Genomic DNA, 23,048 nt, shown 5'->3' on the forward strand with positions numbered 1-23,048 from the left:
ATAGGCGAGTAGAAACATCACAGTCGATGACCATGCCGTGGCGCTCGATAGCAGCGAAAGCGTCCGTTCTAGCGACTATGGTCGACCTGCCTCTACGCCGCGCCCGCCGCTTCTCACCAGGACGGATGAGGCTGTCGGCAAGGGCATGGGAACCGCGGTTCTGCGGTCAGGTCTGCGCTGGAGGAAGGGGCGGGGTGCTGTCGATCTCGACCCGGTTGCGGCCGGCGCGCTTCGCCCGGTAGAGGGCGCGGTCGGCGGTGGCGAAGAGGGGATCGAAATGGGTGGACCCGGCGGCGACGCCGACGCTGACGGTCGGTGGGCGGGTTCTCGGGCCCACCTGCGGCGTCCAGTCGTGGGTCTCCACCGCCGTGCGGATGCGCTCTGCCAGCTCGGGGCCGGCGGGGCTGGGATCCGGTTCCCGGTCGGCGAGCAGCACCACGAACTCGTCGCCCGCCCACCGGCAGACGAGGTCGTCGGATCGGCACTCGCGCCGCAGCAGCTGGGCTACCTCCTGCAAGACGGCGTCGCCTGCGGTGTGGCCCGCGGCGTCGTTGATCTCCTTGAAGTTGTCGATGTCCATCACGACCAGCCACCGCGCCGCGACCTGATCGGCAGTCGAGGCCCGGTGCTCCACACCGCGCCGGTTGAGCAGACCGGTCAGCGGGTCCCGGCACGCGTCCTGCTGCGCAGCGGACTCCTGGCGCTGCGCCTGGATGGCGACGCGGCGTTGCTCCAGGGCTTGACCGAGCCCGACCTGCAGCACGCGCATCGCGGTTCTGCTGGCGGCGACCATGCTGCGCAACGCGGCGGCCTCGCCGACCGGGTCGTCCAGCGCTTGGCAGATCGTGGTCAGGGCCAGCGAGAACCGCATCCGCAGCCTGGTGTCCCGGATCCATTCCGCTGTTTCGACGGCTCGGCCGGCGAAGGTCCGGGCTTCGACCAGGCGATGCTGGTGCCGGCGGATCTCGGCGAGCACCCAGTTCGCGATCGCCGAGGTGTAGCGGTCCTCCGCTTCCTCGCTCGCAGTCAGAGCCTGCACCGCGCGGCTCTCCGCTTCGGCGACCTGCCCGAGGGCGGCCAGGGCCCGAGCGCTGCCGGCCTGCGCGCGGTTGCGGACCTGTCCCGGGGAGGCCAGCGACAGCGCCTCGTCGAAGAGTTCCAGCGCCGTGCGGAAGCACTTATCGGCGGTGCCGTTGGCCCCCATGGCCCGCAGCTGCCAGCAGTTGGCATCCCGTTCCAGGCAGTGCGCGAGGACCTCCGGCTCCCCGCAGCCCCGGGCGACCTGAACCGACCGGGCGATGAGCTCGCACGCGGCATCGTGGTGCCCGACGGCCTGCAGCAGATCCCCGAGCATGCCCATGGTTTGGGCGGCGGCGCCACCCTGCGGCCGGTCGACGTCGAGCCCGGTCCACCCCTCGGCGACGAGGTCGAGGGCGAGCGGAATCCGATCCAGCCGCCACGCCAGGTAGGCCCGGTGCACGAGCACGACGGCGGAGTCCCACGGGCCGTCGACGTGGTTCGCCCCGTCGGCGATCAGCCGTGCGAAGGCGAGGCCGGCGGCGTTCGGGCGGCCGGATTCCAGCAGCACCCGGACGTGCCGGTCCGGTTCGGGGACCAGCCCCGCCATCAACGGATCGTTCTCCCGCACGGCCTCATCCTCACAGCCACGCAACCCGGTGACTTGCTGTTCTGTGCCACCGCGCTGCGTTCAGGCTATCGATCCCAGCGGATCGCTCAGCCCCACAGGCCGAGGGCGAACTCGGCGATCACGGCCGACAGGAGGAACGAAGCCGTGATCGCGACCAGGCCGACTGGGATGATCTTCCAGCCGATGCGCCGCAGCAGCGGGATGTCCTTGCCCAGAGACAGCCCTGCCAGGGTCAGCATGATGGTGGCGATCGAGAGGAAGTCCACCGACTTTACCAGCGGGTTCAGCACCTCGGCGCCGGGGAACCAGGGGCTCGAGATATAGGCGCCCACGGTGGTGATCCACACGATCGCCGAGATCTTCCGGGACACCTTCGCGAGGAGGAGTCCGAGCAGGACCAGGACCAGGAGCACCGCGTAACCGCCGACGACCTTCCAGCTCAAGGCGCCAGCCGCGATGGAGGCGGTGCCGATGCCCAGCACCGTCAGCAACCCGAGCGACAGCCACAGCGGCAGGGTGACCTGGGCGGAGGCCGCGGCGACCTGCTCCCGGAACGCGCGGTTGTCCGCGACCTCGTCCGTCCCGGCACCGGCGGAAGCCGCCGACGCGCTCGACTCAGCTGCGGCGGTGTCCCGGCTGCGGGTGAGCAGCCGGTAGAACCGGTCGGCCAGCGGCAGCGCGATGTAGATCCCGACGTACACGCCCAGGATCGTGGTGATCAGGTTCGACACGGCGGCCATGCCCAGGATGGCCTCTTCTTCGGCCGGATACGCGTCCACGATGCTCGCCGTGGACGCCGCCATCATCGATCCGGACCCGACGCCCGCCCCCATGGCCAGCGCCAGCGGATCGAAGATCCGCCAGTTCGCCACGAGGGACGTCAGGAGCGTGATGAACACCGCGCCGAAGAGTGTGCCGAACACGTACATCGCCAGCACCCCGCGGTACTGGTCCGAGTCCGGCCCGTACTTCTCGGAGACCATCGCGAACGACGGCTCGCGGTCCAGGGAGAAGGTGGCGCCGACCGTGGCCTTGCCCATGCGCAGCAGTACGGCCAGCGGCAGGGCGAGGGCGATCGTCCCGAGCAGGTGGCCGATCTCCTGCATCAGCAGGGCGGGCCCCGCTTTGACCAGGGCCGGCAGGCTCGGGCCGATGTTGAAGGCGAGCCGGGCCACCAGCAGCATCACCGCCACGCCGACCAAGGCCGAGGCCGCTTTCTGCAGGTCCAGGCCGAGCGGCTTGAACCGCTGCATTGACACCAGCAGGCCGAGGACCAGCCCCCACACCATCGGGAAGATGATGACGGACCCGATGCCCAGGTTGACTTCGAGTTGGCCGACGAACTGGACGAACAGCGCGATGATCAGTGCCAGGGCGGCGATCGGCAGCGTTTGTTTCGTTCCGGCCTTGGCCGGGGCGGCGGAAGTGATCATCGGACTGCTGCTTCCTGCGAGGGGTTCCGGCGGTGGGCCGCCGCGATGAACCGTTTTTTCTGCTGGGTCGGTTCCATCACGCCTCCTAGTAGCGGAGCGACGGGAATGGTGCGCCTGCGGCGCGGGTGGGCACCCAGACGGCCTTGGTCTGGGTGTACTCGTCGAGCACGCCCGGGCCCGAGGAGCGGCCGTGGCCGGAGTCGCCGAAGCCGCCGAAGGGGACGGCGACGTGGATCGTCTTGTAGGAGTTGATCCAGAAGGTGCCAGCCTTGACCGAGCGTGCCACATGGTGGGCGCGGGACACGTCGCCGGTCCACACGGCGCCCGCCAGGCCGAAGTTCGTGCCGTTGGCCCGGTCGATCGCTTCCGCCTCGGTGTCGAAGGCGTCGGCGCCGACCACCGGACCGAACACCTCGCTGGTCTCCAGCCGGTTGGCGGGGGTGACCCCGTCCAGCAGAGTGGGCACGACCCAGTGGCCGGCCGCCAGCGCGGAGCCGGTCAGCGCGGAGGGTAGCTCCGCGCCGGTGACCCGGCGGCCGCCGTCCTGCAACCCCGCCTCGATCAGGGAGGTCACGGTGGCGAACTGCGGTGCCGTGATGATCGGGCCGACCTCCGTGTCGGGGTCGAGTGGATCGCCGAGGCGCAATCGCGCCGCCCGCTCCGCAACGCGCTCGACGAACTCGGCGTGGACGCTGCGCTGCACCAGCAGCCGCGAGCCGGCCACGCAGGACTGCCCGGCGCCGGAGAACACGGCCGCGATGGCACCGTCGGCCGCGCGGTCTAGGTCCGCGTCGGCGAAGACGATGTTGGCGCTCTTGCCGCCGAGTTCGAGCACGGTCGGGATGCCGGCTTGGGCTGCCGCGACCGCCACCCGGCGGCCGGTGGCCACCGAGCCGATGAACGAGACCTTCCCGACGCGCGGATCGCTGGTGAGCGCGGCGCCGACGGTGTCTCCAAGGCCGACGGCGACGTTGAAGACGCCTTCCGGCAGACCGGCCTGGTGCGCCAGCCGGGCCAGACTGAGGGTGGACGCCGGGGTGAACTCGCTGGGTTTGACGACGACGGCGTTGCCGGCGGCCAGCGGGGCTGCCGAGTTCCAGCCGGCCGTGAACAGCGGCGCGTTCCACGGGGTGATGGCCACGACGACGCCCCAGGGGACGCGTTCGGTGTAGGTGTGCCAGTTGCCGGGGACGGGGATGGTCCGGCCCATCAGCTTGTCGGCCCAGCCCGCGTAGTAGCCGAACATCTCGGCGACCTTGGCCGCCTCGCCCCGGGTGTCCCGGAGCGGCTTTCCGGTGGTGGCGGACTCCAGCACGGCCAGTTCCTCGGCGTGCTCGGCGACGGTGCGGGAGACCTCGCGCAGGATCGCGGCCCGTTCGAAGGCGTCCATCGCGGCCCACTTCGCGGCCCCGCGGACCGCGCTGGTCAGGATGGCGTCGGCGCCTTCCCGGCCGGGATCGTCGAAGTCGGCGTAGTCCTCGCCGGTGGCGGGGGAGGTGAGGGTGATGCGCTCGCCGCCACCAGTGACGATGGCGCCGTCGACGAAGGCTCCGACGCCCTGCGGGAAGACGGCATCCAAGGCCTGGCGTGCAGTGGTGGCCGAAGAAGTGGTCGGGGTGGTGCTCATGCTTCAGGGGATCCTTCGGGAGTGAGGGAGGGCGCGACGGTTCGCGCGATCTCGGTGAAGTCGGCGCTCGGGCCGAGGCGGGCGAGGGCGTCCTGCCAGCGCTGGCTCGCGGCGGCCAGCAGGTCTGGCTGCTCGCCGCGCTGGCCGGCGATCTCGATGGCCAGCGCGGCGTCCCGGGCCATCAGCCCGAGGGAGAAACCGGAGTCGTGGCTGCCGGACAACACCCAGTTCGGGTACATCGCGGCGGAGACCTTGCTGCCACCGGAGGCCCCGCTGATTCCCGCCGCCGCGACGGCGGGATCCACGCCGTAGGCCTTCGCGACGGCGAGGGCCTCACCGACGGACACCAGGTTGGCCGCGGCCAGGACGTTGTTGAGCAGCTTGACGACGTTGCCGGAGCCGGGACCGCCGAGGTGCTGGTACTGACCGCCGGTCAGGGTCTCCAGTACGGGCCGGGCCGCGTCGAGGGCTTCCGCCGTGGCCCCGACGAAGGCGGTCAACCGGCCGGTCGAGGCCCCGTCGCGCCCGCCCGAGACGGGTGCGTCGACGAAGGCCGTGCCACGTTCGGCGGCGAGGGCGGCGAGCTCGGCGCTGGTGGCCGGCTCCGACGTCGTCGTGTCGACGATCGCGATCGTGCCCGCGCTCTCCAGCAGCCGGGGGACCGTCGCCTCGACGGTCCGGGCGGAGGGCAGCGACAGGACGACGTAGGGCGTTCCGGCCAGTGATCCGACATCGTCCACGGTGCGGATGCCGTCACTTTCCGCAGCGGAACGCGCGTCGGGAGAGGGGTCGAAGCCGGACACCTGCCAGCCCGCCTGGTGCAGAGCGGAGGCCATGGCACCGCCCATCGACCCCAGGCCGACGACGGCGATTTGCTTGTTCATCAGAGCTCCGTTTCGCGGAGGACGTTCCGATTCGTCCTAGTCGAGGTAGATGTCCAGGTCCTTCCACAGCTGCTGGGTGCGGCGGATCGCGGCGCGGCTGCGCTCCGGTTGGGCCGCCTGCATCCCGGCGAGCAGCCCGTAGACGACCGAGGTCGCCGCGGTGACGGACTGGAAGAAGGAGATGCCTTCCGATGGCACGATCAGCAGGTGGTCGGCCACGGTCGTGGCCAGCCGGCCTCGGCGCATGTCGGTGATCGCGATGATCGTCGCGCCGGCGGCGCGGGCCGCCTCGGTGGTGGCGATGAGCTGCTTCATGGACCGCCACATGTTGATGACCACCAGGACGTCGCCCGGTCCAAGGCTGTTGATGGCGGTGGCCAGGTGCACGCCGGCCCGGTTCTCCAGGGAGATCGGGTAGCCCATGGTGGAACCCAGGTGGGCCATGACGCTGGCCGGCCCGGCGAAGGAGCCGACGCCGACCACGAGGATCGACTTCGCCGCGGCCAGCGCCGCGATGGCGGCCTCCGCGTCGGCGGCGGTGTTGGTGTCCAGCGTCTGGCGCAGGTTGTCGATGTCGTGCGTCAGGGCGTCGTGCAGCGGGCTGCGGTGCTCACCGTGCTCGACGAGCGTGTCTTCGGAGGAGATCAGCACCAGGTAGCGGGAGCGCAGCTCGCGCTGCAGGTCCGGCCAGCCCCGGTAGCCCAGCGTCTGGGCGGCGCGGACCACGGTGGAGTTGTTGACGTCGGCCCGCTGCGCGATCTCGGCGATGTCCGCGTAGGACGCCAGTTGCGGATTGCGGGCGATCACGTCGACCACCCGTGACTGCGCCTTGGAAAGCGGTACGTCGGGCAAGACGTCACCCAGCCACTGGGCGTCGGCGTCGCCGAGGATCTCGTCGTTCTGTGCTGTGGACATGGCCCTTGCTTCCGATGCGAGGCGGAGCGCGCTGCAAGCGCGGTTGCGACAATGTACATCGCAATTCTGGTTGCAGGAAGGTCCTGCCTCGCCGAACCGGCTGGCAGCTATCGACGACGTCTTGCCGTTGGAGTCATCGCCGCGGGACGAGTGCGCCTCGTGCGGCGCTGTCGAGGAGGTAGCCGAGCACGCCGATGACCAGGATCACGGCCATCATCTGGTCGTAGGCGAGTTGGTTGCGGGCGTTGAGGACCTGGTAGCCGAGGCCCGAGTCCACACCGAGCATTTCCGCCGGCACCAGGACGCCCCAGGCGACTCCGAGCGTCACTCGCAGCCCGGTGAGGATGTGCCCGCGGGTTGCGGGGAGGACAACGGTCGTCAGCACCTCGCTGCGGCTGGCGCCGAGCAAACGGGCCACCAGCAGGTGACCAGGCTCGACCGCGCGTCGTCAGTTGCGACGGATGTTCCAGGACTTCATGTGCGCCAGGGCATGCTCAACGCGGGCTCGGACGCGCTTGTGAACGGTGTTGAGTTCTTCCTTCCATGCGGGAAGTTCGGTGCCGTCGACGGGTTTGCGGTACGGCATGGTTGCCTCACGGTAGCCTTGGTAGCCGCCATCAGTCATCACTTTCGCGCCCGTGCAGTGCTGGTCGACACCGGATTCGGTGTACGCCCGGCAGTCGTTACGGTTGCCCGGCAACGGTTTTCCGAGAGGGTCTTGCCGCGAGTCTCGGGGACCTGGGTGGCGACGAAGACGATGCCCAGCACGCCGATTCCGGCGAAGACGAAGAACGTCGGGGCGATGCCCAGCGCGGCAACTGTTGGGGGGAAGCCGAAGGTGACACCGGCGTTTGCCATCCACGAGGTCGAACCAGCCCCCGGTCTGCGATTGCCGTTCTTCCTCCGCCAGCGCGCGGACCTCGGCCATCTCGGCCTCTGCGCGCTGCGGGGACCGAACCTCCTTGAGCACTGCCAGCGCATCGGCGTCGCGTCCTTGGGCGGCGAGCCAGCGTGGGCTTTCCGGCAGGCGCAGCATGCCGATGAGCAGTGCGATCGCCGGGAGTACGGCCACCGCCAGCATGTAGCGCCACACCGACGCGTGCTCACCCCAGACGTTGATGATCAACGCGTTGACGAGGAAGGCCGCGAACTGGCCTGACACGATCACGACCTCGTTGCGGGACACCAGGCTGCCACGGCGCTCCACTGGGGACACCTCGGCAAGGTAGACGGGGACGGTGGTGGACGCGCCGCCGACGGCGAAGCCGAGGACGAAGCGGAACACCGCGAGCACCTGCCACGTCGGCGCCAGGGCGCACCCGAGAGTGCCGACGATGAAGATGCCGGCGAGTAGGAGTATGTTGTGCCGGCGACCCTGCCGATCGGCGAACTTCCCACCGATCGCCGCACCGAGCGCGGCGCCGAAGATCAGGATGCTCACCACGAAGCCCTCGGTGACGGGTGTGAGTCCCAGATCGGCCTTCATCGGTTCCAGAGCACCGTTGATGACGCCCGTGTCGTAGCCGAACAGCAGTCCCCCGAAGGTGGCTACGACGGCCGCCATCGCCAAGCGTTTGGTGTGCGGGCCGGTGCGGTCGGCTGGGGTGCCGGATGTCTGTGATGCGTTCGAGTGCTGCTCATCAGGGCGACCCTCCGTCGTTGGGGGTTTCGATATGCCTGTGGTGGGGCAAGAGGTCGACGGTTCTGTCCAAAGTGGATCTACAAGTGCTCATCGACTTGTTGGCCGGACTTGTCGCGCGCGCAGGTCGATGTTTCTCCGGGTGGATGCTGCGGCGCTTCAGTGCTTGGCTTTGTGGCCCGGCTGGTGGGGACCGGGCTGGCTTCGTGCAGTTCGATGGCGTTGCCCGACGGGTCCTGGAGGAAGGCCTGTTTCGCCGTTCCGATGGGAATCGCTTCACTGACTGCTACTCCGCGGCTGCGGAGCAGCTTCCGCGTTGCTTCCAAGTCGGATACGTGCATCGCGAAGTGCTGGCCGGTGGCCGGTGGTGTATCGCCCTCGATGAGGTGGAGTTGGTGGTCGCCGACATCCAGCCAGGCGCCGCGCACGGCCGAGTCGGGCCGGTCGGTGCGCTGGCGCATGCCGAGAGCACCGACGTAGAAGTTCAGCGCGTCGACGAGGTCCCGGACAATCAACGACACGTGGTGGATTCCCTTTGGGGGCATCGGTTTCACCCGTCCACGGAAGGGTTCACAGCTCCGCGGCTGCGGCGAGCAGGTTCTTGGCGGCCAGGGCAAGACCCTCGGTTTGGGAGTAGGCGGCGTCTTCGTGCTCGATGTTGACGGCCATCTCCGGGTCGACTTCCGCGAGCGCGGTCAGGAATTCGGTCCAGTAGGCGATGTCGTGGCCGATGCCGACCGCGACGAATTTCCAAGCGGGGTTCTCCGGCCAGGAGTTGCACCAGAAGCCGAAGCCGGTTGGGACCTTGCCGGGGGCGTCAGCGGGCACCCGCGCGAAGGAGGTGTCGAGCACGCCGCGCACGTCGACGCCGGGGCAGATCGTCGCGTCCTTGGCCGCGGCGTGGAAGACCAGCGGGCCGAGGTGGCGGATGCAGGCGACGACGTCCATGCCCTGCCACATCAGGTGCGAGGGATCCATCTCGGCGCCCACGTTGGTGGCACAGGATGGCGGCACTGGCCACGATCCAGCTCACCTCGGCCAGCCAGGGCGCCGCCCGCTTGGCGGAAGCGGCCGTGGAACGCGCCATCATGCGCGCCGAAAATCCGGTCGAGGCAGCCGAAATCGTCACGCCCGCCCAGCTCGTTGTCCGGGAAACCTCCGGGTAGCCACGTTCGTCCCGCGCCGGCAGCTGGTCGCGGGGACATGCCCCGCGACCATGCTCATAGGCCGATCTCGCTGCGCAACTCGTGTGCCGGCGCTTCGAAATTCCGCGCCGCTCGCCCTGTCCGGTCGGCATCTCGGCGATGGCCCGACCGACCTCTGGACAATGCTGTGCGCATGATCTGCAGGGCGGTCGAGATCGTTTCGAGGTTGACCGCTGCGTCGATCCTTGCGGGAGGAGTCGCGGTTCAGGGGTGCTCGGCTGGTGCTTTGACTGCGAGCACTGGCACATCGGCGTTCAGCAGGAGTCGTTGAGCGAGGCTGCCGAGGACCAGCTTGCCGACGGGGGAGCGCTTCTTCATGCCGATGACGAGCAGGTGCACGTCTTCGTGGTGTTCATCCAGGAGGTTGAGCACGTGGTCGGCGACGTCGACACCGGGTTCGCGGTCGACCACCTGCACGTCGACGTCGGTTGGCAGGCTGACGATGGGGTTGAGCCGGAGGTTGGCCACCAGCAGGCCGGTGCCGCGCAGGGCGGCTTCGTTGGTGGCGGTGCGCAGTGCGACGTCGCCTTCGGTGGAATCCGTGACCGCGACGAGAACAGTCATCGTCCACTCCCTTGCACGGCTGTTTGGGTGTACTTGGTGCGCAGTTCCTCTTCCAGGCCTTCGAGGGAGCGGCCGCGCGTTTCGGGCACCCACTTGGCCACGAACGTGATCGCGACGATCCCGAGCCCGACGAAGATGAAGAACGTGTTCGAGATGTTGAGCGCGGCGACGAGCATCGGGAAGGTGAGGCCCACCAGGAAGTTCGTCAGCCACAAGGTCAATCCGGCGACACCGAAGCCGAAACCGCGCAGTTTCAGCGGGAAGATCTCAGAGAGCATCAGCCAGGTGACCGGAGAGGTGGCGCCCTGTTGGAAGGCCAGGAAGGTCACCGTGAGGCCGAGGACGATGAACGCGCGAATGATGCCTTCTGGTAGCGCCAGCGAGACCACGCCCACCAGCAGCAGTGCGCAGGTCGTGCCGATCTGGCCGGCCAGCAGCATCGGGCGCCGGTTCACCTTGCCTAGTAGGTAGATCCCGACGAAGGTCGCGAGCACGGAGATCACGCCGTTGGCGATGTTGGCCAGCAGCGCGCCGTCGGCTGAGAAGCCGGAGTTCTGCAGGATCTGCGTGCCGTAGTACATGATCGTGTTGACGCCGCTGATCTGCTGCACGATCGCGATGCCGAGCCCGACGAGCACCAGCTTCCGGATCCACGGTGTGGCCAGGTCCCGCCAGCCGCCGGTCTGCGACTGCCTGTCCTCGATGGCCAGTTGCTCAACCTCGGCGAGCTCGGCTTCGGCCCGCTGCGCCGGGCGCACTTGGCGGAGCACGTCGAGCGCTTCGTCGAAGCGGTCTTTGGAGGCCAGCCAGCGCGGGCTTTCCGGCATCACCAGCATCCCGAACCACAGCACCACCGCTGGCAGCGTTGCCACCACGAGCATCCAACGCCACACGTGCGCGTTGTCGCCGAGCGCGGCGGCGATCCCGGCGTTGAAGGTGAACGCGAGCAGCTGCCCGAAGACGATCATCAGCTCGTTCTGCGTGACCAGCCGTCCGCGTCGTTCGGCAGGTGAGATCTCCGCAAGGTAGGTGGGCACCGTGACCGAGGCGCCACCGACCGCCAGGCCCAGCACGAACCGGGACGCGACCATGATCGCGGTGGTGGGGGCGAAGGTGCAGCCAAGCGTGCCGAGCAGGAAGATGACGGCCAGCATCAGGATGTTGCGGCGTCGTCCGCGCTGGTCGGAGAGGCGGCCGCCGACGATCGCGCCCAGCGCCGCGCCGAACAGCAGCGAACTGGTGACCAGGCCTTCGGTAGCCGGGGTCAGGCTGAGGTCTTCGGTCATGAACGGAAGGGCCCCGTTGATGACGCCGGTGTCGTATCCGAAGAGGAGGCCGCCGAAGGTCGCGATCACGGTGACTGTACGCAGTCGGCGCGTGTGCGGGCCTTTGGCATCCGGTGGGACGGACGGCTTTGTCGTCTCGTTTCGGGTGAAAGGCATGTGGAGGTCCTTCGGTGTGGCCGGCAGTGCTTCCCAGCGAGGAAGGTGCCGGTCTCGTGCGCGGCGTGGCGTCAGCGGATCGCGGGACGCCCTGGTGTCGGATGTGGCCGCATCGTTCGGGTCACGATGTCGATGCGCCCTCGGCTGTCCCTGCCTGTCGCGCGCTACTGTTACGCAACAGTGCCTCGTACTATGCTGCCGGTCACATGAATTTGTCAAGACATAGCTACATGGACTTCGTTCCGGGAAGGGGGAGGAGCGCGTTGGCCGATCGAGAGCCGCGGATGCGCCGCCCGACGATGGGGGACGTCGCCGTGCGGGCCGGGGTGTCGCGCACCTTGGTGTCGTTGATCTTCCGCAACCAGCCAGGTGCCGGGCCGCAGACGCGCGAACGTGTGCTGCGCGCGGCCGACGAGCTCGGCTACCGCCCCGACACCGCGGCACGGCTGTTGGCCCGGGGGCGGAGCCGGACCATCGGCGTGGTGGTGAACATGGAGCAGCCGTTCCACGCCGAACTCGTCAACGAGATGTACCCGGAGGCAGAACGGCTCGGCTATGACGTCCTGCTGTCGGCCAGCGGGCCGACGCGCGACGGGCGCAAGGCCGTCGACGCGTTGCTCAGTCACCGCTGCGAGGCGTTGATCTTGCTCGGACCGAATGCGGATGCGCGGTACCTGCGAGACCTGGGGGAGAGCGCCGTCGTCGTCACGGTCGGATGTCGCGTCGCGGAAGCGCGTGCGGACAGCGTGCACACTGCCGATGCCAAGGGGATGCGGCAGGCCGTTGACCACTTGGTCGAGCTCGGGCACCGGCGCATCGTGCACGTCGACGGCGGCAAGGATCCCGGCTCCGCGGACCGGCGTCGCGGTTACCGGAACGCTATGCGGCGCCAGGGGCTCCAGGGCGAGATCCGGGTGATCGCGGGTGCGCACAACGAAGATGCCGGCATGGTGGCTGGGCGGTCGTTGCTCGACCAGGGTCGGCTGCCCACCGCGTTGCTCGCCGGGAACGACCGCTGCGCGATGGGCCTGATGCACGTGCTGCGGGGGGCCGGGGTGGAGATGCCGCGCGACCTGTCCATCGTGGGCTACGACGACAGCCGCCTTGCGCACCTCTCCCACATCGATCTCACCACGGTGCACCAGGATGCCGACCAGATGGCGCAGCACGCAGTGCAGGCCGCTGTTCACCGGTTGGAGAACCCGGGCGACGATCCGCGGGAGATCGTCGTGGATCCCAAGCTCGTCGTGCGGGGTACGACCGGCCCGCCGCCGTGATTCTTCCGGGCTGCGATGGCGGCCCGGAAGAATCACGGCCAGCGCGTCGTCACCAGCCCTTGACGTACTCGTTGATCTTTTCGCGCATGTAGGTCGAGGATTCGCGGGCTCGGTCTTCCCAGGCGAACACGCAGGCGACCATGATTCCGTCGAAGTTGTTGTCGCGCAGGCAGCTGAAGAACTCGTCCCAGTCGACCTCGCCCTGCCCGATGTCGAGGTGCTGGTGGATGCGAGCCGGGGCTCCGGGCGGGTTGACGATGTAGCGCAGCCCGGACGAGGCGGTGTGATCGAAGGTGTCCGCCACGTGCACGTGGGTGAGCAGATCGCCCGCCCGTTTCATGATGCCTGGAGCGTCGTTGCCCATGTGGAAGGTGTGCGGGGCGCAGTAGAGGAACTGCACGTTCGGCGAGTTGATGCCGCGCACCATGTCGACGGCGACGTGGCCGTCCTCGATGAAGTCGTCCGGGTGCGGTTCGAGCTTGAGGGTGATGCCTTCGCGTTCGAAGATCGGCAGCAGCTCTTCCATGGAGCGCCAGAACTGCCCTTCGCTGCGGTCGGGTGATTCCGGTCGGCCGTTGAACTCCGAGACCATGACGTCGACGCCGAGGTCGCCGGTGATCTGGATGGCGCGTTTCCAGTAGCGCACGGCGGCTTCGCGTTGTTCGTCTTCGGGGCCGGACCACCGGTAGAGCGGCAGCACCGAGGCGACGCCGACGCCGGCCGCATCGAGTTCTTTGCGGAACTTGCGGACGGTGGTGTCGTCCACGCGGGGGTGTTTGAAGAACGGCAGGAAGTCCTCGCGGGGGGACAGTTCGATCCACTCGTAGCCGAGTTCGGCCACCAGGCGGGGGAGTTCGAGCAGCGGGGTGAACCGGAACATGTGCGGGTCGAGTGCGATTTTCACGGTGACTCCTCGAATGACGGGTCAGGAGTAGAAGTTGGGGCGGTCGACGAGCTCGACCGCGGCGCGTTCGCCGGTGGCCTGGGCCTGCACTCCGGCCTCGCACGCCGCTGCGGCGGCATAGCCGTCCCATGCGCTCGCGGCGGCGGGGTCGACGCCGCCCTGGCGAGCGGCCCGTGCCCAGCGCTGGAACTCCTGGTCGAAGGCGGTGCCGAAGCGCCCTCGGAAGTCCTCGGTGACGCTGCCGCCCCAGCGGCCGCTTTGGTGGATGAGCGGGCCCCCGCTGGCACCGATCAGCGCAGTGCCCTTTTCGCCGACGGCTTCGCAGCGCACCTGGTAGCCGAACCCGCAGTTGACGAAGATCTCCACGTCGGCCAGCACGCCTCCGGTGGTTTCGATGGTGACCACCTGCGGGTCGATCAGGCCTTCCGGTGCAGCGGCAGAGGAGTGCGGCCACCGCACCGACACGGCGCTGATCTCCTGGCCGAGCAGCCAACGGGTGGTGTCGAACTCGTGCACCACCGAGTCGTAGATCATCATCTCGCTGGTGAAACCGGGCGGCGTCGTGGCGTTGCGGTGCGCGCAGTGCAGCAGCAGCGCGCGGCCGAGGTCTCCGGCGTCCAGCATTCGCTTCAGTTCGGCGTACTCGGGGTCGAAGCGGCGCATGAACCCGACCTGCACCAAGTGCTTGCCGCGCGCCTCCTCGGCTTCGACCACCCGCAGCGAGGATTTCGAGTCCGGGGTCAGCGGCTTCTCGCACAGCACCGGGACACCCCGGTCGATCGCGGCCAGCAGCAGCGGCTCGTGTACCACCCCGGGCGAGGCGATCACCAGAGCGTCCACGTCGGACGCGTCGATCACCTCGAAGGGATCCTGCTCGGCCCGAGCACCGATGCTTTCTGCGGCCTGCGTCGCGCGGTCGATGTCCGGATCCCCGACGGCGACCAGCCGGGCGTTGCTGATTCGCTCGTGGATGCGAAGGGCGTGATCGGCGCCCATCTTCCCGGCGCCGATGAGACCGACCCGCAGGTCCTGGTCACTCATGAAATCCTCCTGTGCCGCAAAGGTTTATCGACTGGGGAGCAGGGGCTGTTCTTAAGCGGCGCAGCCGCTTAGCCCACGTATGCAGGTTGACCACCCGCGGGTTCTGAGATTCCGCTCAGTGACCACCTACGCAAGATGACCACAACAACAATCCTTCAACGGCCGGCGCCGCAGCGGGTCAGGTAGTCGCGGGTGCGGCGGGCGATCGGCAGCGGGACGTCCGGGTCGACCGGGTAGAGGTCCTGCTCGACGATCGCGAACAGATCGGCGTCCAGGTTTTCGGTGGCCTTGATGATCGGCTCCAGGTCCGGCACTCCGGCAGGTGGCTCGCACATGACGCCGCGCTGCACGGCGGGCCCGAACGGCAGGTCCTCGGCCTGCACGCCGGCGAGGACTGCCGGGTCGACCTGCTTGAGGTGCAGGTAGCCGATGCGGCTGGGGTGCTTTTCGATCAACGCCAGGTTGTCGCCGCCGCAGTAGGCGATGTGCCCGGTGTCCAGGCAGAGCGTCACCAGGTCGGGGTCGGTGATCTCCAGGAATCGCTCGACGTGCTCCTGGGTGTCGACGTGGCTGTCGGCGTGCGGGTGGAACTGCAGTTGCACGCCGAACTCCTCGCGCAGCGCCTGGGCCAGGCGGTTGGTGCCCGTGCCCAGGGCCGTCCACGCCTCGTTGCTCAGCGTGCGGTCCTCCAGCTGCTCCCCGGTAGCCGGGTCGCGCCACATGTCCGGGATGACGACGATGTGCTTGGCGCCGAGCGCGCTGGTCAGCTCCGCGACCTGCTTGACGTGCTCCCAGGTTGCATTCCACAGGTCGCCAGACGCATTGCCGCGGTGGAAGCCGGTGAAGCAGGTACCGGCCGACAGGGTCAGGTTGCGGATGCCGAGCTCGTCGCGCAGCTGCTCCGGGTCGGTGGGCAGGTATCCGTAGGGGCCGAGTTCGATCCACTCGTAGCCGGCTTCGGACACCTCGTCAAGGAAGCGGTGCCACGGGGTCTGCTTGTCGTCCTCCGGGAACCAGACGCCCCAGGAGTCCGGTGCTGAACCGACTCGCAGGCGGTTACCGGCGGCGCTGCCGTTGCTCATCGATGCCCTTCCCCCGGCGAGCGGCGATGCTGTACCGGCCGGGTGTTCAGGTGGGGGAGATGGTGTTGTCGGAGCGGGATCTGCTCGCGTGCTCGACCCGATCGTCTGCCGATGGGAGTGGCGAGGAATCCGTCGCTGTCCGGTAGTCGGTAGTTTTCACCGCCGCGACAACCCTGTCAAGAAAAAGTCCTGACATATTTACGTACGGAGCAACGTCCGATGGGTGCGCAACCGGCGGCATGCCGGTTGCGCACTCGCGGCCTCAGGAGTCGCCGCGCAGGGAGAGGTCGAAGGAGTAGCGCGAGGCGCGGTAGACGTGCGAGCCGTATTCGACGACCTTGCCCGCTTGGTCGTAGGTGGTGCGTTCCATCGTGAGAAGCGGTGCGCCCACGGGTTCGTCAAGCAGTTCGGCGTCGGCCTCGGCGACCACGCGCGCGCCGATCGTCTGGTGGGCGGCGTGCAGGTGCACCCCGGCCGCGCGCAGCAGCTGGTAGAGCCCGCGCTCTTCGAGTAGGTCGTCCTCGGGCTCGATCAGGCCCGCGGGCAGGTAGTTCTGCATCCGGGCGATCGGCTCGCCGCGGGCGTAGCGGACCCGTTCCAGGTGCAGCGCTTTGTCCTGCTCGGAGATCCCGAGGATGTGCGCGATCTCGGGAGAGGGTGTGATCACCTCGTTGGTGAGGACCTTCGTGGTGGGTTTCTGGTCGATCCGGGCGAGGTCGTCGAAGAGGCTGCTCAGCTCCAGCGATCGCTTGACCCGGTTGAACACCACCTGGGTGCCCGCGCCGCGCTTGCGCACCACCAGCCCCTTGTCGACCAGGGAGCCGATCGCCTGCCGGATCGTCGGGCGGGACAGGCCGAGTCGGGCGGCGAGCTCGATCTCGTTGTCCAGTCGCGCGCCCACGGGTAGTGCGCCGGAGTCGATCGCTTCTTCGATCTGACTGGCCACCTGGTAGTACAGCGGCACCGGGCTGCGGTGGTCCACGGAGATCTGGGTGGCTGGATCCCATGGGGACTCCGGGGATCGGCGGCGCGTCGAGGTCACCCCCACATGATATCAAGACCACCGGACGTGTTTAAGTAAGTATGTACTGACAAAGTCTTGACAGTTGTTCGGAGCGCCGAGTAGACAGGAGTCACCACGCGTTCCGGCCGCTCGACGGCCCGCGATTCCCCTCCGGAGGTCTCTGGCATGAGCAGCCCCTTCGACGTCATAACGATGGGCCGCATCGGGGTGGACATCTATCCGCTGCAGACCGGTGTGCCGCTGCCGCAGGTGGAGTCCTTCGGCAAGTACCTGGGCGGCACCGCGACCAACGTCGCGGTCGCGGCCGCCCGGCTCGGCCACCGCAGCGCGGTGATCAGCCGCACCGGGGCCGACCCGTTCGGCGAGTACGTCCACCAGGCGCTCCAGGGCTTCGGCGTCGACGACCGCTGGGTGAGCGCCGTCGAGCAGTACCCGACGCCGGTGACCTTCTGCGAAGTCTTTCCGCCGGATGACTTCCCGCTGTACTTCTACCGCCAGCCCAAGGCGCCGGACCTGGAGATCCACGCCGACGAACTGGACTTCGACGCGATCGTCGAGGCCCGCATCTTCTGGATGACCGGCACCGGGTTGGCCGAGGAGCCCAGCCGTTCTGCGACGCTTGCGGCGTTGCGGCACCGGGCGAAGCGCGGCGCCACGGTGTTCGACCTGGACTGGCGGCCGATGTTCTGGCCGGACCACGACGAGGCCCGCAGCTGGTACCAGGCGGCGCTGCCGCACGTCACCGTGGCGGTCGGCAACCTTGACGAGGTCGAGCGCGCCGTTGGCAGCCGCGATCCGGAAAAGGCGGCGGAGCTGCTGCTGGACGCCGGCGTGGAACTCGCAGTCGTCAAGCAGGGCCCGAAGGGCGTGCTCGCCCGCACTCGCGACGCGGAGGTGGTCGCGCCTCCGGTGCCGGTCGAGGTGGTCAACGGGCTTGGCGCCGGGGACGCCTTCGGCGGGGGGCTGTGCCACGGTCTGATCGAGGGCTGGGAACTGGAGCGGACCATGCGGTTCGCCAACGCCGCCGGCGCGTTGGTTGCTTCTCGCCTGGCCTGCTCGTCAGCGATGCCCTATGCCGACGAGGTCGAGGCCATGCTGTCCCCGAATCCCAATCGCCGAGCGCAAAGCGCTTGAGCGGCAACGAAAGTGAGCACCGTGTCTGATCTGAGCATCACCGACCTCACCTGGGTGCGCGCGACGCGGCCCGAGGCGATCGCGGAAGCGGCTGCGGCCCGATCCCGGCGACCCCTGCTCGGCGACAACGGCCGCATGATGATCGTGGCCGCCGACCACCCGGCACGCGGCGCGCTGGGCGCCGGTGCCAACCCGCTGGCGATGGCCAACCGCGCCGACCTGCTGGAGCGGCTTTGCATCGCCCTGCAGCGACCCGGTGTCGATGGCGTGCTGGGTACGGCCGACATCCTCGAAGACCTCCTGCTGCTGGGGGCGCTGGAGAACAAGGTCGTCATCGGATCGATGAACCGCGGTGGCCTGGCCGGGGCGGCCTTCGAGCTCGACGACCGGTTCACCGGACACCGCGCGGCGGACATCGAGCGGCTGCGGTTCGACGCCGGAAAGCTGCTGCTGCGCCTGGACATGAGCGATCCGGGATCGCTGAACACCATGCACGGCGCGGCGAACGCGATCAACGAGCTCGCCGAGCACGGACTGATGGCCATGGTCGAGCCGTTCATCTCGCGCCGAGTCGACGGCAAGGTGCGCAACGACCTGTCCGTGGAGGCGGTCGCTCGCTCCATCGCCATCGCCTCAGGCCTCGGCGGTACCTCGGCACACACCTGGCTGAAGGTGCCGGTGGTCGACGACATCGACCAGATCGGTCGCGCCCTGGAGGCGACCACGTTGCCGACGGTCCTGCTCGGTGGTGAGGTGTCGACCGACCCGGCGGCGACCCACGAGCGTTGGCACAAGGCGCTGCAACTGCCGAACGTGCGCGGACTCGTCGTCGGCCGGACCCTGCTGTACCCGCACGACGACGACGTCGCAGGCGCCGTCGACGCCGCGGTCGGGCTGCTGTGACTGCAACTGCGGGGACGCCCCGCCCCCCGAGCTTGGAGGACCAGCGTTGACTGACAAGCGTTTCTACTGTCCCGCGGGTACGACGGCGCGCGGGGAGTACGGCACCTGCGTGGACCCGGAGTCCGCGGGATGGGGCTACTCGTCGCTGCGGGTGCTCGAACTCGAAGCCGGTGCGCACCACGATCTGGCCACCGGTGACAGCGAATGGATCGTGCTGCCGCTGGCAGGCGGCTGCACGGTGGTCTGCGACGGCGAGACGTTCGAGCTGGCCGGGCGCAAGAGCGTCTTCGACGGTGTCACGGATTTCGCTTATGCACCAAGGGATGCGCAGGTGCGGATCAGCAGCGGTTCCGGCGGTCGGTTCGCCCTGACCGGTGCTCGGTGCGAGAACCGGCTGCCCGCGCGCTACGGCCCGGCCTCCGGGGTGCCGGTCGAGCTGCGCGGTGCGGGGCAGGCCAGCCGGCAGGTCAACAACTTCGGTGCGGCGCACGTGTTCGAGGCGGATCGGTTGATCGCTGTCGAGGTGCTCACGCCGTCGGGGAACTGGTCGTCGTTCCCGCCGCACAAGCACGACGTGGAGCGAGAGGGCGAGTCGCAGCTGGAGGAGATCTACTACTTCGAGATCGCCGACTCGCACGGCAGCCCGGGCGTCGGGTACCAGCGGGTCTACCCGTCGGGTCCGGACCGCACGACTGACGTGCTCGCCGAGGTGCGCAGCGGGGACGTGGTGCTGATCCCGGACGGCTGGCACGGGCCGTCGATGGCGGTGCCCGGCTACGACATGTACTACCTCAACGTGATGGCCGGTCCGTCACCGGACCGGGCCTGGCTGATCTGCGACGACCCCGCGCACGCGTGGGTGCGCGACATCTGGGCCGAGCAGCAGGTGGACCCGCGGCTGCCGCTCTACACCGCACCTGAAGAGACCACAGTGGAGGGACGATGACCACCCGGCGGTTGACCGTCGCGCAGGCGCTGGTGCGGTTCCTCGCCAACCAGCACACCGAACGCGACGGCGAACGGCGCCGACTGATCGCCGGCTGCTGGGGCATCTTCGGCCACGGCAATGTCGCCGGAATCGGGCAGGCGCTGCTGGAGACCGAAGGCGATATGCCCTACCTGCAGGGGCGTAACGAGCAGGCGATGGTGCACGCGGCGGTGGGTTTCGCCCGCCAGAGCAACCGGATGTCGACCTATGCGTGCACGACCTCGATCGGGCCGGGCGCGACGAACCTGGTCACCGGTGCCGCCCTGGCCACCATCAACCACCTGCCGGTGCTGCTGCTGCCGGGCGACATCTTCGCGACCCGGCCTGCGGACCCGGTGCTGCAGCAGCTCGAGGTCCCACATGCCCGGGACATCTCGGTCAACGACTGCCTGCGGCCGGTGTCGCGCTACTTCGACCGGATCTGGCGGCCGGAAGCGCTGATCCCCTCCGCGCTGGACGCGATGCGGGTGCTCACCGACCCGGTGGAGACCGGCGCGGTGACCCTGGCGCTGCCCCAAGACGTGCAAGCCGAGGCGTACGACTGGCCGGAGGAGTTCTTCGCCGAGCGGGTGTGGCGGGTGCACCGCCCGGCGCCGGACGCGCGGTCGGTCGTCGAGGCCGCCGAGCGGATCCGGGCGTCGAAGCGTCCGCTGGTCATCGCCGGTGGCGGGGTGCACCACAGCGGTGCGGAAGAAGCGTTGCGGGCTTTCGCCGAGAGCACCGGAATTCCGGTGTCCGAGACGCAGGCGGGCCGCGGCTCGCTCGGCTTCGACCACCCCTGCGAGCTGGGGTCCATCGGGCACACCGGCACGGCGGTCTCCGACGATATCGCCCGCGCCGCGGACCTGATCATCGGCGTCGGCACCCGCTACTCGGACTTCACCACCGCTTCCCGGACCCTGTTCGCCAACCCGGACGTCCGGTTCGTCAACGTCAACATCACCTCGCTGGACGCCCACAAGCAGGCGGCGACCCCGGTGATCGGAGATGCGCGCGCGACGCTGGAACAGCTGACCGAGGTGCTGGCCGGGCATCGCGTGTCCAAGGACTACGTGCAGGAGTACCGTGCCGGCGCGCAGCGCTGGGCGCAGGTGATCGAGCGGACGACGCGAAGCGCGGCCGGGGACGAGCGGCCGGGGCAGGCCGAGGTGCTCGGCGTGCTCGACGAGGTCCTCGATGACCGCGACGTGGTGATCAACGCGGCCGGGTCGCTGCCAGAGGACCTGAACAAGCTGTGGCGCGCCAAGGAACCGCGGCAGTACCACGTCGAGTACGGCTTCTCGTGCATGGGCTACGAGATCCCGGCGGCGATCGGTGCCCGGCTGGCCGACCCCTCGCGTGAGGTGTTCGCGCTGGTCGGCGACGGCACCTACCTGATGATGCCGACCGAGCTGGTCACCGCCGTGCAGGAAGACATCAAGATCAACGTGGTGCTGGTGCAGAACCACGGCTACGCCTCGATCGGCGGCCTATCCGAGAAGGTCGGCGGCGAGCGCTTCGGCACCGCCTACCGCTACCGCGACAAGACCGGCGCCTTCACCGGCGAACCACTACCAGTGGACCTGGCGGCCAACGCCGAGAGCCTCGGCATGGACGTCCTGCGAGCATCCACTGTGGACCAGCTGCGCAACGCCCTGCGCGCCGCCCGGGCCGCGGAGCACCCGACGGCGGTGTACGTCGAGACCGACCCGGCCAAGGCACAGCTGCCGCCGGAGGCGTGGTGGGACGTGCCGGTGGCCGAGGTCTCCACCCGCGAGAGCACGCAACTGGCGCGCAAGCGCTACGAGGACCAGGCGCGTGCCCAGCGTCACCACCTGTGATCTCCAGATCGTGAGGAAACTGCTTTGAACACCATCAACCATTTCATCGACGGCAAGCCCGCGGAGGGTGTGTCGGGTCGGTTCGGGGTCGTGACGAACCCGGCGAAGGGGGAACAGACCGCGCAGGTCGCCTTCGCTGATGTGTCCGAAGTGGACGCTGCGGTGGAGTCGGCGGCGAAGGCGTTCGCCTCGTGGGGCACCGCGTCATTGGCCAAGCGTACGCAGGTGCTGTTCAACTACCGCGAACTGCTGAACTCCCACCGCGACGAGATCGCGTCGCTGATCACCGCCGAGCACGGCAAGGTCCACTCCGACGCCCTGGGTGAGGTCGCCCGCGGGCTGGAGATCGTGGAGCTGGCCTGCGGGATCCCGCAGCTGCTCAAGGGTGAAACCTCCACCCAGGTCTCCACCAGGGTCGACGTGGAATCGATCCGCCAATCGCTCGGGGTGGTCGCCGGCATCACGCCGTTCAACTTCCCGGCGATGGTGCCGCTGTGGATGTTCCCACTGGCCATCGCCTGCGGCAACACTTTCGTGCTCAAGCCCAGCGAGAAGGACCCTTCGGCCACGTTGCGGCTGGTCGAGTTGGCTTCCGAGGCCGGGCTGCCCGAAGGCGTGCTGAACCTGGTCAACGGCGACAAGACCGCAGTGGACCGCCTGCTGACCCACCCGGATGTTGCGGCGGTCAGCTTCGTCGGGTCGACCCCGATCGCCAAGCACGTCCACGACACCGCTGGTGCGGCGGGCAAGCGGGTGCAGGCGCTGGGCGGGGCGAAGAACCACATGCTGGTGCTGCCGGACGCCAACCTCGACCAGGCCGCTGACGCGGCAGTCTCCGCGGCGTACGGCTCGGCTGGGGAGCGATGCATGGCGGTTTCGGTGGTGGTCGCGGTCGACCCGATCGGCGACGAGCTCGTCGACAAGATCGCCGAACGCGCTCGCAACCTCACCATCGGGCCGGGCGCAGACCCTGCCTCGGAGATGGGCCCGCTGATCACCCGCGAACACCGGGATCGGGTCGCCTCCTACGTTCCGAAGTCCCGCGAGCAGGGTGCCGGCGTGGTCGTCGACGGCACCGACTTCGTTGTCGATGGGCACGAGGACGGGTTCTTCGTCGGCGTGAGCCTGCTGGACAAGGTCACCCCCGACATGGACGCCTACCGCGACGAGATCTTCGGCCCCGTCCTGTCCGTCGTCCGAGTCTCCTCCTACGAGGAAGGGCTCGCCCTGATCAACTCCTCCCGCTGGGGCAACGGCACCGCGATCTTCACCCGCGACGGCGGCGCAGCACGCCGCTTTCAACTCGAAGTCCAAGCCGGCATGGTCGGTATCAACGTGCCCATCCCCGTTCCGGTGGGCTACCACTCATTCGGCGGCTGGAAGGACTCGCTGTTCGGTGACCACCACATCTACGGCACCGACGGAATCCGCTTCTACACCCGAGGCAAAGTCACGACGACCCGCTGGCCAGACCCCAGCGACGGCGGCATCGACCTCGGATTCCCCAGCAACACCTGA

21 protein-coding genes and 3 pseudogenes are annotated in these 23,048 nt (G+C 68.8%); 7 read left to right on the top strand and 17 right to left on the bottom strand.

The window, feature by feature from the left end:
• Positions 1-166: 166 nt before the first annotated feature.
• From AC07EQ_RS27340 to AC07EQ_RS27390, 11 genes and pseudogenes are all read right to left on the bottom strand, one after another.
• Positions 167-1,648, bottom strand: a complete 1,482-nt coding sequence (locus tag AC07EQ_RS27340) for a GGDEF domain-containing protein (protein WP_478390729.1) — start codon at positions 1,646-1,648, stop codon at positions 167-169.
• Positions 1,649-1,734: 86 nt separating this feature from the next.
• Positions 1,735-3,081 (bottom strand): DUF3100 domain-containing protein, encoded by a 1,347-nt coding sequence (locus AC07EQ_RS27345; protein ID WP_478390730.1) that lies wholly within the window; start codon positions 3,079-3,081, stop codon positions 1,735-1,737.
• A gap of 85 nt (positions 3,082-3,166) precedes the next feature.
• The gene (locus AC07EQ_RS27350) at positions 3,167-4,708 is read right to left on the bottom strand and encodes an aldehyde dehydrogenase family protein (RefSeq protein WP_478390731.1); all 1,542 of its coding nucleotides are present in this window, start codon (positions 4,706-4,708) and stop codon (positions 3,167-3,169) included.
• A complete protein-coding gene (locus AC07EQ_RS27355) occupies positions 4,705-5,592 on the bottom strand; it encodes an NAD(P)-dependent oxidoreductase (protein WP_478390732.1) in 888 nt (295 codons plus the stop codon). Before AC07EQ_RS27355 ends, AC07EQ_RS27350 begins: the two co-directional genes overlap by 4 nt.
• A 36-nt stretch (positions 5,593-5,628) precedes the next feature.
• On the bottom strand, positions 5,629-6,507 hold the full coding sequence (locus tag AC07EQ_RS27360; RefSeq protein ID WP_478390733.1) for a MurR/RpiR family transcriptional regulator: 879 nt from the start codon (positions 6,505-6,507) through the stop codon (positions 5,629-5,631).
• Between the two features lie 133 nt (positions 6,508-6,640).
• Positions 6,641-6,940, bottom strand: a pseudogene (locus AC07EQ_RS27365) (ABC transporter permease); the annotation flags it as partial.
• A 15-nt stretch (positions 6,941-6,955) separates the two neighbouring features.
• Positions 6,956-7,219: pseudogene (locus AC07EQ_RS27370) on the bottom strand (transposase family protein); the annotation flags it as partial.
• Positions 7,132-7,488: an MFS transporter gene (locus AC07EQ_RS27375; RefSeq protein WP_478390796.1), complete on the bottom strand. Its 357-nt coding sequence runs from the start codon at positions 7,486-7,488 to the stop codon at positions 7,132-7,134. The gene AC07EQ_RS27375 and the pseudogene AC07EQ_RS27370, both read right to left, overlap by 88 nt.
• Positions 7,418-8,071 (bottom strand): annotated as a pseudogene (locus AC07EQ_RS27380) (MFS transporter); the annotation flags it as partial. The pseudogene AC07EQ_RS27380 and the gene AC07EQ_RS27375, both read right to left, overlap by 71 nt.
• A gap of 155 nt (positions 8,072-8,226) precedes the next feature.
• Positions 8,227-8,667 (bottom strand): VOC family protein, encoded by a 441-nt coding sequence (locus tag AC07EQ_RS27385; protein WP_478390734.1) that lies wholly within the window; start codon positions 8,665-8,667, stop codon positions 8,227-8,229.
• Between the two features lie 49 nt (positions 8,668-8,716).
• A complete protein-coding gene (locus AC07EQ_RS27390) occupies positions 8,717-9,124 on the bottom strand; it encodes a hypothetical protein (protein WP_478390735.1) in 408 nt (135 codons plus the stop codon).
• 26 nt (positions 9,125-9,150) lie between these two features.
• Between AC07EQ_RS27390 and AC07EQ_RS27395 the strand changes: the two genes are divergently transcribed.
• Positions 9,151-9,312: a hypothetical protein gene (locus tag AC07EQ_RS27395; RefSeq protein ID WP_478390736.1), complete on the top strand. Its 162-nt coding sequence runs from the start codon at positions 9,151-9,153 to the stop codon at positions 9,310-9,312.
• A 243-nt stretch (positions 9,313-9,555) separates the two neighbouring features.
• Here the strand turns inward: AC07EQ_RS27395 and AC07EQ_RS27400 are convergent, their stop codons facing one another.
• Positions 9,556-9,915 (bottom strand): universal stress protein, encoded by a 360-nt coding sequence (locus AC07EQ_RS27400; RefSeq protein ID WP_478390737.1) that lies wholly within the window; start codon positions 9,913-9,915, stop codon positions 9,556-9,558.
• Complete coding sequence (locus AC07EQ_RS27405) at positions 9,912-11,357, bottom strand: sugar porter family MFS transporter (RefSeq protein ID WP_478390738.1); 1,446 nt, start codon at positions 11,355-11,357, stop codon at positions 9,912-9,914. The genes AC07EQ_RS27400 and AC07EQ_RS27405 overlap by 4 nt, the downstream gene beginning before the upstream one ends.
• Positions 11,358-11,620: 263 nt before the next feature.
• Here AC07EQ_RS27405 and AC07EQ_RS27410 point away from each other — a divergent pair, with 263 nt between their 5' ends.
• Positions 11,621-12,634: a LacI family DNA-binding transcriptional regulator gene (locus AC07EQ_RS27410; protein ID WP_478390739.1), complete on the top strand. Its 1,014-nt coding sequence runs from the start codon at positions 11,621-11,623 to the stop codon at positions 12,632-12,634.
• 49 nt (positions 12,635-12,683) lie between these two features.
• On the opposite strand, the gene AC07EQ_RS27415 is transcribed toward AC07EQ_RS27410, so the two are convergent.
• The 4 genes from AC07EQ_RS27415 to AC07EQ_RS27430 form a co-directional block, all read right to left on the bottom strand.
• A complete protein-coding gene (locus AC07EQ_RS27415; protein WP_478390740.1) occupies positions 12,684-13,538 on the bottom strand; it encodes a sugar phosphate isomerase/epimerase family protein in 855 nt (284 codons plus the stop codon).
• A 21-nt stretch (positions 13,539-13,559) separates the two neighbouring features.
• The gene (locus AC07EQ_RS27420) at positions 13,560-14,579 is read right to left on the bottom strand and encodes a Gfo/Idh/MocA family protein (RefSeq protein ID WP_478390741.1); all 1,020 of its coding nucleotides are present in this window, start codon (positions 14,577-14,579) and stop codon (positions 13,560-13,562) included.
• A gap of 155 nt (positions 14,580-14,734) precedes the next feature.
• Positions 14,735-15,661: a sugar phosphate isomerase/epimerase family protein gene (locus AC07EQ_RS27425; protein WP_478390742.1), complete on the bottom strand. Its 927-nt coding sequence runs from the start codon at positions 15,659-15,661 to the stop codon at positions 14,735-14,737.
• Positions 15,662-15,923: 262 nt separating this feature from the next.
• Positions 15,924-16,703: a GntR family transcriptional regulator gene (locus AC07EQ_RS27430; RefSeq protein ID WP_478390743.1), complete on the bottom strand. Its 780-nt coding sequence runs from the start codon at positions 16,701-16,703 to the stop codon at positions 15,924-15,926.
• Positions 16,704-16,850: 147 nt separating this feature from the next.
• Between AC07EQ_RS27430 and iolC the strand changes: the two genes are divergently transcribed.
• The 5 genes from iolC to AC07EQ_RS27455 are packed head-to-tail and all read left to right on the top strand — an operon-like array spanning position 16,851 to position 23,048.
• Positions 16,851-17,819 (top strand): 5-dehydro-2-deoxygluconokinase, encoded by a 969-nt coding sequence (gene iolC / locus AC07EQ_RS27435; RefSeq protein ID WP_478390744.1) that lies wholly within the window; start codon positions 16,851-16,853, stop codon positions 17,817-17,819.
• A gap of 21 nt (positions 17,820-17,840) precedes the next feature.
• The gene (locus tag AC07EQ_RS27440) at positions 17,841-18,722 is read left to right on the top strand and encodes a Cgl0159 family (beta/alpha)8-fold protein (protein WP_478390745.1); all 882 of its coding nucleotides are present in this window, start codon (positions 17,841-17,843) and stop codon (positions 18,720-18,722) included.
• 46 nt (positions 18,723-18,768) lie between these two features.
• The gene (iolB, locus tag AC07EQ_RS27445; RefSeq protein ID WP_478390746.1) at positions 18,769-19,668 is read left to right on the top strand and encodes a 5-deoxy-glucuronate isomerase; all 900 of its coding nucleotides are present in this window, start codon (positions 18,769-18,771) and stop codon (positions 19,666-19,668) included.
• Entirely contained in the window at positions 19,665-21,530 is a 1,866-nt protein-coding gene (gene iolD, locus AC07EQ_RS27450; RefSeq protein WP_478390747.1) for a 3D-(3,5/4)-trihydroxycyclohexane-1,2-dione acylhydrolase (decyclizing), read from the top strand. Before iolB ends, iolD begins: the two co-directional genes overlap by 4 nt.
• A gap of 24 nt (positions 21,531-21,554) precedes the next feature.
• Positions 21,555-23,048 carry a CoA-acylating methylmalonate-semialdehyde dehydrogenase gene (locus tag AC07EQ_RS27455; RefSeq protein WP_478390748.1) on the top strand — a complete coding sequence of 498 codons (1,494 nt, stop codon included), beginning with the start codon at positions 21,555-21,557 and terminating at the stop codon, positions 23,046-23,048.

Source organism: Saccharopolyspora sp. NPDC045839 (assembly GCF_056431645.1).